The organism is Geoanaerobacter pelophilus (assembly GCF_018476885.1).
GTDB classification, from domain to species: domain Bacteria; phylum Desulfobacterota; class Desulfuromonadia; order Geobacterales; family DSM-12255; genus Geoanaerobacter; species Geoanaerobacter pelophilus.
Genome location: NZ_JAHCVJ010000006.1, coordinates 73,058 through 85,820, shown reverse-complemented (window position 1 = coordinate 85,820; position 12,763 = coordinate 73,058). Strand labels below are relative to the sequence as shown.

General features: G+C 57.1%; 10 protein-coding genes. 2 read left to right on the top strand and 8 right to left on the bottom strand.

Annotated elements, in window-relative coordinates:
* Window positions 1-5: 5 nt before the first annotated feature.
* The 5 genes from KI809_RS14480 to KI809_RS20770 form a co-directional block, all read right to left on the bottom strand.
* On the bottom strand, window positions 6-1,577 hold the full coding sequence (locus KI809_RS14480; protein WP_214172297.1) for a hybrid sensor histidine kinase/response regulator: 1,572 nt from the start codon (window positions 1,575-1,577) through the stop codon (window positions 6-8).
* A 219-nt stretch (window positions 1,578-1,796) separates the two neighbouring features.
* Window positions 1,797-2,108, bottom strand: a complete 312-nt coding sequence (locus KI809_RS14475; RefSeq protein ID WP_214172296.1) for a hypothetical protein — start codon at window positions 2,106-2,108, stop codon at window positions 1,797-1,799.
* Window positions 2,105-2,434 (bottom strand): hypothetical protein, encoded by a 330-nt coding sequence (locus KI809_RS14470; RefSeq protein ID WP_214172295.1) that lies wholly within the window; start codon window positions 2,432-2,434, stop codon window positions 2,105-2,107. Before KI809_RS14470 ends, KI809_RS14475 begins: the two co-directional genes overlap by 4 nt.
* 417 nt (window positions 2,435-2,851) lie before the next feature.
* A complete protein-coding gene (locus tag KI809_RS14465) occupies window positions 2,852-3,700 on the bottom strand; it encodes an ABC transporter substrate-binding protein (RefSeq protein WP_214172294.1) in 849 nt (282 codons plus the stop codon).
* Window positions 3,700-5,466, bottom strand: coding sequence for a TonB-dependent receptor plug domain-containing protein (locus KI809_RS20770; protein ID WP_337833320.1), 1,767 nt, complete (start codon window positions 5,464-5,466; stop codon window positions 3,700-3,702). Before KI809_RS20770 ends, KI809_RS14465 begins: the two co-directional genes overlap by 1 nt.
* Window positions 5,467-5,886: 420 nt before the next feature.
* Here KI809_RS20770 and gptM point away from each other — a divergent pair, with 420 nt between their 5' ends.
* Together gptM and KI809_RS14450 are read left to right on the top strand one after the other, a co-directional pair.
* Entirely contained in the window at window positions 5,887-7,170 is a 1,284-nt protein-coding gene (gptM, locus tag KI809_RS14455) for a geopeptide radical SAM maturase (protein WP_214172292.1), read from the top strand.
* Window positions 7,171-7,319: 149 nt separating this feature from the next.
* Window positions 7,320-8,897 carry a sensor histidine kinase gene (locus KI809_RS14450; protein WP_214172291.1) on the top strand — a complete coding sequence of 526 codons (1,578 nt, stop codon included), beginning with the start codon at window positions 7,320-7,322 and terminating at the stop codon, window positions 8,895-8,897.
* Window positions 8,898-8,906: 9 nt separating this feature from the next.
* Here KI809_RS14450 and KI809_RS14445 read toward each other — a convergent pair whose 3' ends face one another.
* From KI809_RS14445 to mnmA, 3 genes are read right to left on the bottom strand one after another with little or no spacing between them, the layout of a single operon-like run.
* On the bottom strand, window positions 8,907-10,328 hold the full coding sequence (locus tag KI809_RS14445) for a sigma-54-dependent transcriptional regulator (protein WP_214172290.1): 1,422 nt from the start codon (window positions 10,326-10,328) through the stop codon (window positions 8,907-8,909).
* A gap of 22 nt (window positions 10,329-10,350) precedes the next feature.
* Complete coding sequence (mtaB, locus tag KI809_RS14440; RefSeq protein ID WP_214172289.1) at window positions 10,351-11,646, bottom strand: tRNA (N(6)-L-threonylcarbamoyladenosine(37)-C(2))-methylthiotransferase MtaB; 1,296 nt, start codon at window positions 11,644-11,646, stop codon at window positions 10,351-10,353.
* Between the two features lie 8 nt (window positions 11,647-11,654).
* Window positions 11,655-12,734 (bottom strand): tRNA 2-thiouridine(34) synthase MnmA, encoded by a 1,080-nt coding sequence (mnmA, locus tag KI809_RS14435; protein WP_281416921.1) that lies wholly within the window; start codon window positions 12,732-12,734, stop codon window positions 11,655-11,657.
* Window positions 12,735-12,763: the final 29 nt, after the last annotated feature.

The window sequence follows — 12,763 nt, the reverse complement described above, 5'->3', positions numbered from 1 at the left end:
GCTCCTCATTGCAGGGCAGTGCCGGTTTCGGTGGCAGATGTCAGCGGCATCTGGATTGTGACCCGAGTACCTGCATAAGGGGCGGAATCGACGACAACCGACCCGCCGAAATGGCTGACCCTACGATCTATATTGAACAGACCAAACCCTCCGCTCTCACTGTCATGACGCTGTGCAACTACCCCTCGATCAAACCCGACCCCGTCATCCTCAACCCTTATGGTGACGCAGTCGCGCTCACTACCGGCTATAAGCCGCGCAGAGCCGGTCTGGGCATGTTTTACGACATTGATCAGCAGCTCGCGGACAGCATGATACAGTTCGTGATGAACCTCAACGCCTACCGCTTTCTCATCAAGGCCAGAAGTAAACTTCACCCTCAATCCGTAATCGGCCTCCATCTGCCTCCCCAGCCATTTCAGTGCCGCCTCAAGCCCCGCAGTCTCCAGGATCGGCGGGCAGATCAGGTGGGTAAGGTTACGAACATTGCTGATCACCCGGTCAAGAATCTCCTGGGAATTGCCGAGAATATCCCTTTCCGTGTCAGTCAGTGACGCCCTGGCAAGCATCCCCAGCTTGATCCGCGACAGCGCAAGATCCTGACCGATACAGTCGTGCAGGGTGGCGGCAATCCGCCGGCGTTCCCGCTCCTCGGCCATGGAAAGCTCTAGTGCCATTTCGGCAAGCCGTTTCTGCTCATTGAGCAGTGCCTGTTCCGCGGCCTTGCGCTCGGTGATGTCGCGCCCGATCCCCAGCACACCGGTAATGGTCCCATTCTGATCGCGCTCCGGGACAAATCTGATCTCGTGATGAACGACGGAACCGGTTGCATCAGCGAACACCAACAACATCTCTGCGCCAACGCCAGTGGCAATAACCTTCTGGAGTGCGGCATGATAATCGGCTAATGTGCCGTTCGGATCAGATTCCCCGGGGTCCTTTCCGATCAACTCTGCAGCAGGAATCCCGAGAGTCCGCTCCAGAGCCGGATTGACATACAGTTTGCGCCCTTTCAGATCGTAACGAACGATATTGTCCGGAGCGTTCTCCGCCAGGCTGCGGAACTCCTGTTCGCGGGCCGCCAGTTCTCCTGCCATCCGCTGCCGTTCAGCCAGGGATATCTCCAACTCCCGCACCTGTTCTTCCAGTTTATTAACCACCACCTGGTTGTACTTCTTCAGGTATTCGGCATCCCCCAGCCCGCAGTCTTTCATTGTGGACGCTTTACCGCTGATCCGCGCAATCTCCTTGACCAACTCCGCCGGGTCGGTCGGCTTGATAATGTAGCCATCAGCTCCCAGGGAATTCGCAAGCTGCATATCCCTGGTTCCGTCATAGACTGCGGAGTAGAAAATAAAAGGGACTGAACTGATTTTACGGAGATCGTGGAGAAACTGGAAACCGTCCATGACTGGCATCAACACGTCGGATATGATCAGGTCAGGACTGTTGGCCGAGACCAACTGCAACCCTTGGTGTCCGTTGCAGGCTTCCAGAACGTCATGGCCGTGCGCCGACAGAAGGTGGCGGAGCATCCTGCGATCATCGGGGTTATCGTCAACAATCAGGAATTTCATCAGTTACCAAAGGAATAGCGGCAGTGAAAAATTGCTAGCCGGGCAGTCATTAATACTTAACGGAGTGAACATGTTTAAAGACTTCCTTTCCCTACCGGTCAGCAAAATACCATGACACTTGAAAAAGGATGCGCGGCACCGGACAGTCTGAAAGGAAGGGATCAAAAAGCCTCAGTGCCGCGTCCCCGAAAGGGGAATTCCATGACAGGCGAGAACAATCTAGGGATCAGAAGCCGGCTTATGCTTCTTAGGCGATTTGCTTCCTGCCGGACCTGCGATTCGCGGCTCAGACTTGTACAGTTCCGCGTGCACCGGGCAGGTACAAAGATGCCCATAGCCAAAAGGAAGCAGGTACGGGCAGACAAACGGCACATTGCCTTCAAGAAAAAGGACATTGTCACCGACACACCGCCGGACTGTGCATAATGACCTCTCGCCGCACTGGCCTGTTTTAAGGCAGGAAACCTGGTGCGGACACTTTTTGGCCAACTCCTGGGCCGCATCGTTCTTATCAATGACTTCCGATTTCAATGACGCTCCTTACAGACGTGCCTGATTTCAAGCCTGTCATTAACTGCGTGGAAACGGCTTATGATCTGGGACATTCTATCCCCCAGTTCCTTGGCCGCAGTCGGGCTGTCTTCCTCGGTGGTGGCTATGATCAAACGGTTCAACAGCTCTAGTTCTGACTGCTTGCACGGCAATTCTACAGATCCCACATTTGAGTGTTCAATCTTGAGCATGCTTAGATTTAGTTGATAGAGAATGTATTCCAGTTGATCCCTGGTGTACGCGTTCAGCTTGGTATTTTTGAGCAGATCAACATAGGTGGCAATGGTTTGTGAAGCCTGCGACATGAAAAAGCCTCTTTCCTGAAATTTGATAAACAGTGGCTGCTGAAAACACATGGCAACAAATGTGCCGGGCAGCGCAACAGGCTGTAATTCAAGCGATCTCCAGGATTTTCATGAAACAGGGCGAACTCGTCAGTAAAAGAGGTGTTAATTAGATGTTGTTTTTAGGGAGGGCAAATGGAAAAAATTTTTACATGATTTTTTTTGTTGTTTAATTACGGATAGTTACACAACCACACAAAATGGAAAAAAATTTTACATGATTTTTTTTATTGTTTAATTCCAAACAGTTAGACAACCACACAAAATGGAAAAAAATTTTACATCGCAAAAAGCACGACGCAAAAAAGTGGGATTAACCAGGTTTAGCATGGGGTACCGCTGCGGTTTTCAGGGGGGTATTACCGAAAACGGAGAGAGTTACGGGATCTTCAGTCCGAGTTTCTTTTCAATGATGGGATTACTGTTCACTTTTGCCGTGCGGGGGTCAACGGCGGTCCCAGCAGACACTGAGCCGCCCAGGAACCTGGCGGCAATCTCGCCTGCCTGCCTGCCCATGTCCACACGGTCAATGTCTATGGATGCTGCCGCACCTTTGGGGAGGTACTGCTCGCTGAAGGAGACCAGCGGCGTCTTGTGCTTGAGCGAGAAGCCGAAATAGGCCTCCAGGGTAGCTGAGGTGACGGCCGTGGCATCCGGGAGCATCCAGAGAAGGTCGATGACGCCGTTCAACTGCTCGATCTTTTCGTAAACCTCGCGGGGATCGTTCACCTCGCGCACTACCAGCTTGACACCGGCGCTCTCGGCCGCCTGCAGTGCCCGCTTCAGGTAGTTGCCGGTCCGGTTCGGGTCGTAGAGCACCCCGACCCGCTTGGCCCCCATGCCGGAGAAGAGCTGCATGTACCGGCTAGGCGAAGCGATTACCGCAACCCCATGGACATTGGTTAGCGGCGGCTTGGGAAGATTCAGCGACAGCGCCATCACTGCCACCACCGGCACCTGGCGGACTTTTTTCGCCTTGGCCAGCGCCGGGTCACCGACAGCCAGCACCAGTCTTGGCTGCTCTTCCTTGACAATACGCACCAGATCCACATCGGCATAGTCGGTGAGCACAATGGTCTGGGTGGAGCCGCTGAACACCTCGCGGAAACCGCGGAGCGCCTCGGCATAGGCAGCGCCGGTGCCGGACTGGGCGATCAGCACGTCCACGGCCAGGGCAGGTGCGGCGCTCAAGACGAAGAGCGCTATGGAGAGCAATAGCGTCCTCATCAGAATTTAAACCTCACTCCGCCCTCAAACCAGCGGGGGGTATTTTTGAACAGCTCGGTATCAGTGGTCTGAACACCGTCAAAGAGGTTGCGGGCCGAAAAGAACAGCTCCGGCGACAGTTCCCGTTGCGGCAGAACCTTCCAGTTAAGGTGCAGGTCCCAGATCATGGAAGCTGCGGCCAGGGTAGTGGCGGAGGCGTTCCAGTCAACGTAGTTGCCGGTCAGGCTGCCACGCAAGCCAAGGCCGCTGTTGTCGTAATTGAGCCCCAGCTTGAGCAGGTGCGGCGGCACGGACCAATTGCTGCTGGTCTTGACCCGCTCGCCGCTATCCGTATCCCGAACATACGAGTAGGTATAACCACTGGAGAGCGACAGACCGTATAACGGCACGGTGCGGGCCTCCAGCTCGACACCCTGGCGGGTCTGGTTTTGCAGCACCTGCTCACCGATCGATTCCATGTCGCGCAACCAGTTATGGAAATAGGTTCCCTTGAGCCAGAGGTACGGGATCTCACTCGACTCAAAGCCAGCCTGTACGGTACGGACCTTCATCAGACCGTGCGCGGACAGTGGTGACGGCAGACCATACCCCTGGGAGCCGTAGGCCCGGAGCAAACTGTTTTCGGTCAGCCGCCAGGTGGCACCGATGGTATAGCTGAAATATTCACTGGAAAGACCGGTGTGATCGATCCGAATGCCGGGGAGCAGGGTCAACGGACCGACGGAATAGCTGCCGTTGGCGTACAAAGCCCAGCGGTCCCAGTTTCGGTCAAAGATCGGCGGATCAGTAGTCGCTAGGTCCCGATTTCTTCCCTCGGCATGAACGTACTCCAGACCAGTCACCAGGTTCTGTCGGCTGTCACCCCAGTTAAGACGGGCGTTGACGCCACGGCTGCGGTCCCGTACCTCTATTTCGTTATCGTTAACGACAGTGCCATTGTCTATATGACCCCAAACGCTGACTCCAAATCTATCGGTCAGAAAACCTTCGACCTCGAGCTTTAACCGCTCACCCAACGGCTGGTCAAGCTTGAGAAAACCATATTGACGGCGAAGGTCGTCGGTGTCATGGGCAACAATATCCCAGCTTGCGATATACCCCTCGTCCATCCCCCGGCGAACGCCCATGTATGAGTAGCCAACGGTAAGCGTGCCTTTGGTGGGGAGCAGGTACGAAAATTTAGCGTAGAGGTTGTTAAAGTTGACGCGATTGTTGGGGAGCAGGCCGTCGGAGCGGAGGTTCCCTGCCGTGAGATAATAGCCAAACTGGTCAACAGTGCCGTTTAGTTCGGCCCTGGAATCAGCAGTGAACCGGTCGCCGACAGAACCAGAGACCATGCCGGAGGCAACACGTTCCGGGTTCGGCTCCTTGGTAATGATGTTGATCACCCCGCCCAGCGCCGGGCCCCAGGCAGTAGAGGCCGCCCCCTTGATAATCTCAATCCGCTCGATCTGTTGCACCGGGATCGCACCCGGCTCGGCCATGTTAAACTGGTAATCGTTCTGGCGCACCCCGTCGATCAGCACCAGGACGGTGGTGTTGAGCGCCCCCTGGATGTTGAAGTAAGAGAAGGAGCCGGGGGTACGCAGGTAGTCGAGCTGGATGCCGGACACTGCCTGCAGAACATCGGCCAGGGTATGGGCATTGAGCCGTTCGATCTCTTCGGCGGTGATAACGGTGACGTTTTCCGCAACCTTGGAGGCAGGACGGGGGAAATGGGATGTGGAGACCTCGGTTTCGTCACCCAGGCCGAGCGAAGACAACACCTCTTCTTCCGCAGCCAGAGCAGGCGCAGCAGCACCGAAGGCCGAAAGTACGGCCAGCAGTACTAAACAAAGATGTAGTAAGATGTAGCGTCGCAGAAACAACCCTTAAGTTGAATTGGCATCGAACCGATACGATATCAAAAGTTAAGCTACTGTCAAATCGAGACGTAACTTAGCAAAATCTATCCATTAAATCCAGACAATATTCTTTCATCCACAAGCGATGGAATATCAACTAAAAGGAGGCATCATCATGGAAACCGAAGAAAGAGGGCTGGAGATACTGGATGAAGGGCTGGAGGAGTGCGATATGGTCTGCGCCTGCTGCGCTGCAGGAGGTGGTTCCGCGCGGAAGTAAACAGAAACAACCCAAAGGGGGCCTCGCGCCCCCCTTCATCATTCCCCTCACCCGGAGCACCAATGCCGCTGTCCTGCTACCTGAAAATCTACCCTGACCCGCAACGGCCAGGCCATCACCTGCTCTACTCCACGAAAAAAGGTTCGCTGGTGCGGCTGAGCGAGGCCAAGCTGGCCGCCATCAGGGACAACACCCTGTCCGAGAGCGACCGGGCCACCCTGAAACGGCTGGAGCTGCTGGTGGACGATCCGGCTGCGGAGCGGGAGGCCATGGCTAATATCGTGGCTAAAAGCAATGAGCGGAGCACCAACTTTTCGGCAACCGTAGTGCTGACCATGGCGTGCAACCTCGCCTGCCCCTACTGCTTCGAGGAGGAGTTCCGGCGCAATCAGCAGATGACGGCGGAAACCGCAGACCTGCTGGTCGTATATATCCAACAGGAGCAGATCGCCAAGGGTCGTGACGTGCAAATCCGCTTCTACGGCGGAGAGCCGTTGATGGCGCTGCCCATGCTCAAGCGGATAGCAGCGGAACTGCAACAAGCGGCCAGGAACCAGGGGACCAAATTCAGCTGCACCATGGTGACCAACGCCACCCTGCTCACCCCTGAAGTGGTAGAGGAACTGCTGCCGCTGGGGCTGACCGCGGCCCAGGTTACCCTGGACGGCCCCAGGGAGATCCACGACCCGCAACGCCCCTTCGTATCCGGCAAAGGGAGCTTCGACACCATCCTGGCCAATATCGCTGCGGTCCACCGGCTGGTCACCCTCAAGCCAGGGGGGAACTTTACCCGGGACAACTATACCGAGTTTCCAAAGATGCTCGACGCCATGCTCGCCGCCGGAATCGATCCGCAACGGCTCGACCCGGTGGTCTTTGCGCCGATCCTCCCCAAATCCGGCAGCAACACCATCCACGACGCGACCGGCTGCTGCCGGTCGTGCGACGAGCCATGGCTGGCCGAGGCGAGCCTGCTGCTGCGGCAGGAGACCCTGCGGCGCGGCTTCAAGGTGGAAAAACCTGCCATGGGGGCCTGCATGGTGGAGTTCGCCAACGACATGGTGGTCAACTGGGACGGCGCCATCTACAAATGCCCCGGCTTCATGGGCTGGCCGGAACTGTGTATCGGGACGCTGGCCACCGGCATCCGCGACTATTCGGCCTCCCACAACCTGAACCTCTGGCAGAATGATGAATGCCTGGCCTGCCCCTACCTGCCGCTCTGTTTCGGCGGCTGCCGCCTGCTGACCTTCATGAAGACCGGTGCCATGGACGATGTGGCCTGCCGCCGCGACTTCTACGACGCCACCCTGGAACAGATGGTTGTCCAGGACCTGCCGCGCTAGTCCGACAAGTTCGACTGCCGTAGCTTACAAATAATCACCGGCCAACACCTCCTATCATTTCCGGCACAATCTGTGCTATCTTTACAACTACATGTAATTGTGTAACAAACTAGCAACCTGACCGTTGCCGGCTCTATTCAAGGAATAAAATGACTGGTGAACAACGCAAAAACCGGCTGCCGGGAAGTCTCCGTTTCAGGCTTTTCGCCGCCTTCTCTCTCTTTACCCTGCTGATGTCGGCCGCCTTTACCTGTTTATGGATAGCTCACGACATCCCGCTGTTCAAAAGGATCAGTGCAGAGAAAGCAGAACTGCATGCCAAGCAGCTCTCCAGCAGGGTGCGGCTGCCACTTTTTTCCGGTGACAAGGATGCGGTGGCTTATTACGCAACGGAAACCGCCAGACAAAAAGGGGTTCATAAAGTTGCGGTCTTTGATGAAAACGGAGCGGCCATTGCCGAAGTCTCTCTATACAGCGAGGCTGCCGACAAAGACTTTATAAAAAGCGAAGCCAAGGTCACTTCCGGTGATTTCGGGCCGACGGTCGATCAACTGATGGGGGGCAAGGCCTCAACTGCCAGGGACATCGGCAAGGTGCGGGTGGTGATGAACAATGAGGAGTTGAACAAGCAGGTCCTCTCTCTGGTGGCAACCACCACGGTCACCGGGCTGCTGTTCTGGCTGCTGTTCATCTTCATCTCCTACCTGATCGTCCGCTGGGCCACCAGCTCGATCAAACCGCTGGTGAACGGTCTCAAGGCAATGCACGGCGGTGACTATTCCGCCAGAATAGTCGGCTGTGGCCAGGATGAACTGGCTGATGCCGCATCGGCCATCAACGACCTGGCAAGCGCCCTGCAACTGAGAGAAGCAGATAATGCCAGGCTACAGAACGAGCTGATCGAGGCCATGAAAACCGAGGTACAGGAAGAGCGCAAAAAGATCATGGCCAAGCTGATCCAGACCAACCGGATGACCTCGCTGGGGTTGCTGGTGTCAAGCGCTGCCCACGAGATCAATACCCCCAATGGGGCCATCAGACTGGCCGGGCAGAAGTTCGCCAAGACCTGGAACGATGTGGTGGCGATCCTCGACAAGGTGGCGCAGGATGAGGGTGATTTCGTGCTTGGCGGGATGCAGTACAGTATGTCGCGGATTGAGGTTGCCAACTCGCTGGAACTGATCAACCGCTGTACGGTGCGGATCGATCAAGTGCTGAAAAACCTTAGAGAGTACAGTATCGGCGAACAGAGCTCACTGTTTGAGCCTATCAGCATCAACAGGGTGGTCAATGACGCCCTTTCGATCATCAACGCCCACCGGCTTTTGGAAGATATCTCCATTGACCGGCAACTTCCGGAAGGGATACCGCCGGTGTCCGGCAATCGCTATCAACTTGGCCAGGTGGTGACCAATCTGCTGATGAATGCCATGCAGGCGATTCCCGCAGGGGACCGCGGCGCAATCGCAGTTATTACCGGGATTGACGACAAAACCGGGGAAGTAATGGTTTCGGTCAAGGACAGCGGGACAGGGATTCCCCAAGAGATCAGGAACAGGTTGATGGAGCCGTTCGTCTCTACCCGCCTTGAAAAAGGTGGGAGCGGCCTCGGGCTGTACATTTCCAACTACATCATCAGCGAGCATAACGGTTCGCTCACCTTTGACTCTGCTGCGGGCTCGGGAACAACGTTCACGGTCCGGCTGCCGGCTGCCGGCAATCAATAACCCTCAAAATCAGGCCGACTCAAAACCTTCCATCCTGTTGCGCAAGGTCTGCCTGGTAATGCCGAGTAGTTCGGCAGCCATCCCCTTTCGGCCATTACTCCGCTTCAACGCCTCATTGATCATGATCTGCTCGATCAGCTCCAGGGTGGGAAACTCCGGAAAGACCAGATGCATACTGAACTGACCGCCGCAATTGCCCTGGGTATCTCCCAACACCTCATGCTTGGGCGTCATCCCCGGGAAATCCTCCTGGGTGAGCAGGCCGCTCCGATTCACCACCACCGCGTTGCTGACCCGGTTTACCAACTCTCTGACGTTGCCAGGGAAATCGTAATCGCAAAGCATGAACTGCAGCTCTGCCGACAGGCACGGCACCGATTTGCCGACACTTGCCGCTGCCAGCCCGGCAAAATGGCTGACCAGCAGGAGAATGTCCTCCTTGCGCGCCCGCAGCGAAGGGATACTCAATTGATGGTAACAGAGGCGATGATACAGGTCTTCCCTGAATTTACCCTCGCTCAGCAGCTTTTTAAAATCCCTGTTGGAAGCGGCGACAATCCGGGCATCGCTCTTCTGGATGAGGTCTGAGCCGAGCCGGTAATACTCGTTTTCCTGCAACAGCCGCAGCAGTTTGACCTGGGACTGGTGGCTGAGGTCGCCGATCTCGTCGAGAAACAGCGTCCCGCCCTGGGCCTGGCCGATCAACCCTTCCCGCGATTCCGAAGCCCCGGTATAGGCGCCCTTCTTGTGGCCGAACAGGGTGTCGTCGAACATCAGGGGGTCAAGGCCTGCCACATTGAGCGGTACGAACTTCCCTTTGAGGCCGCTGGCCTTGTGCACCGCCGAGGCGATCAGCTCTTTGCCCACCCCGGTCTCGCCGGTGATGAACACCGGGTAACGCGAGGGAGCAACAGTCTCGATCAGCTTGAACAGAGCCTGCATCTTGTCGCTGCAGGTGATGATATGCCGGAAGTTCTCCGGTTTCTCCAAAGGGGTGCCGAGCAGGTATTCCTTGAGCTGCCGATTCTGGCTCGACAGTTCCGATATTTTCAGGGCATTGGTCAGGCAGGTGATGAAGCGGTTGGCATCCAGCGGCTTGGTGAGGTAATCTATCGCCCCCTGTTTCATGCAGCGCACCGCATTACTGATATCGCTGATGCCGGTCATGACGACCACCGGCAGCGACGGGTATTCCTTGTTGATCACCGGCAGGAGGTCGGAACCGGTGACAAACGGCATGACCCAATCCATGAACAGGACCGCATAACGTTGCTGAGCCAGCTCTGACAGGAGCCTGCTGCTCTCGGAAAGGGTCTCGACCTGGCAAAGCCCGCTGGTCTCGGCAACAAAGCGGATCTCGTTAAAAAAATCACTGTCATCATCAAGGAACAGCGCAAGCGGCAACTGTGCAGATACAAATGTGTCGGACATACCCAATACTCCCCCTGCACTGCTATTGCAACAGTTCTGCCACTAATGTTTCCCCATCGGCATTTACCACCCGGACTGCGACAATATTATTGGCAAAATCGCCTTCGGCAGCAAATGTGACCGGCAGGTAGTTTGCCGTCAGCCCGTTCCACAGCCCGTCGCTGTCCCGTTTCAGCACCAGCGGCTGCAGGGTGCGGCCACGGAAACGGCGCAGATACTGTCGTTTCTTCTTTTCTCCGAGGCTCCTCAACAGTTCTGCCCGCTCGGTAATCACGCGGCTTTGCAGCTGGCCCGGCATGCCGGCTGCCTTGGTTCCAGGGCGGGAAGAGAATGGGAACACATGCAGGTAGGCGACGGGAAGCTGTTCGATAAGCGCGGTTGTTGCGCTAAACTCGGCGTCGGTTTCTCCGGGAAAGCCGGCAATGACGTCGAAACCAAGGCAGAGATCCGGGATCGCCGCGAAAGCCCGCAGGCAGAGATCCTGAAAATAGTCGGCGCCGTATCCCCGGTTCATCCGGGACAGTACACTGTCGGAACCGCTCTGCAGCGGGATATGGAGATGGGGACAGATGATTGCGGAGCTGCTGATGCAGTCGATCAGTTCCGGCGTTATGTCCAGCGGTTCAAGGGAACCGAGCCGAAGCCTCTGCGGCACCCCGCGCTGTTCGGCGGCGCGCAGCAGCGGCAACAGGGACGACTTGGGCGAGAGATCGCGGCCATAGTTCCCCAGGTGAATACCAGTCAGGACCACCTCGCGGAACCCTTCTCCGGCCAGGCGGGCGATGCCGTCAAGCACCTCTTCCAACGGCACGCTCCGGCTCCGGCCGCGCGCATACGGCACGATGCAGTAGGAGCAAAAGCTGTCGCAGCCGTTCTGCACCTGGAGAAAGGCCCGGGTGTGCTCGGCAAAGCTTTCCAGCCCCAGGCTCCCGGTCTCGGCAATGGCGCTGATATCGGCAACCTTCACCTTTGCCGCCGGGCCGGTCGTGCTCAGCAGTTCGACGAGCTGTTTTTTCTCTTCATTGCCGATGACCAGTTCGACCTCGGGCATGGCGGCCAGGATTTCCGGGGCAACCTGGGCGTAACAGCCGGTGACGACGATGCGCGCCTCCGGGTTCCGGCGCTTGGCGCGGCGCACCAGCTTGCGCGATTCGGCATCGGTGCGGGCGGTAACGGTGCAGCTGTTGATGACATAGACATCCGCAGCCTCCTCAAACGGGACAATGCTGAACCCCGACCTTTCCAGCGACTCACGGATGGCGGCAGATTCGAACTGGTTGGTCTTACATCCCAGGGTGGTGATGGCCACGCGTTTCATTTCACTGTTCACATTGCACCATTCACGGCTTTTTCTATCCAGCCGCCACCCAGAACCTGGTCGTCACGATAGAGCACCACTGCCTGGCCAGGGGTCACCGATTTCTGCGGCTCGCTGAAGCGGACCTCGAATAGTCCTTCGCCGGCAGCCGTAACCTCGCAGGGGACGGGCTGGTGCCGGTACCTGATCTTGCATGCCGCAGCCAGAGGCAGCTCAGGGGTGCAAAGCCAGTTGAAACCGGAGGCGAACAGGCCGGTGCAATACAGTTCACCCTCGGTACCGGCAAGCAGTTCGTTATTGGCGGCATCGACCCCGAGAACATAGAGTGGTTCGCTCCAGGCAATGCCAAGCCCCCGGCGCTGGCCGACGGTGTAGCGGTGGATGCCGTTATGCTTCCCCAATACCCGGCCACAGCGGTCAACGACTTTGCCTTGCTGACCGGTAAGCCCCCCCACCTCTTCCAGGAAGCGGATATAGTCGTCATCGGCAATAAAACAGATCTCCTGGCTGTCCCCTTTGTTCTTGACCACCAGGCCCATTTCGGCAGCCATCTGCCTGACCGTATCCTTGGTATAGCCGCCGAGCGGGAACAGTACCCTGGCGAGCTGGCTGCTGCTAAGGCTGAAGAGGAAATAAGACTGGTCTTTGCGGGGATCAAGCCCCTTGAGGAGCCGCGGCAAGGCGTCTGCCGGATGCTCTACCCGCGCATAATGGCCGGTTGCCAGGTAGTCGGCGCCAAGCTCCAGCCCCTTGTCGAGCAGCAGTCCGAACTTGATCAGCGGGTTGCACCTGGCACAGGGATTGGGGGTCCGCCCGGCGCGGTATTCGGCAATGAAGTATTCTTTAACTGCTTGGCGAAACGGCTCGACCAGATCGACCACATGATGGGCAATGCCGAGCTGGGCGGCAACGGCCGCGGCATCGTCGATATGCTGCCGTCGCTCGTCGTCCAGCACCTGCATGGTGATGCCGAAGACTTCGTACCCTTCGCGTTGCAGCATGGCAGCTGTTACCGAGGAATCAACCCCGCCGCTCATGGCGACCGCTACCCTTTTTTTTGTACCCGCCTCACCCATGGTGCCTCGCAGTTTTAAAACAAAATGGGAAGCCTCCGGGC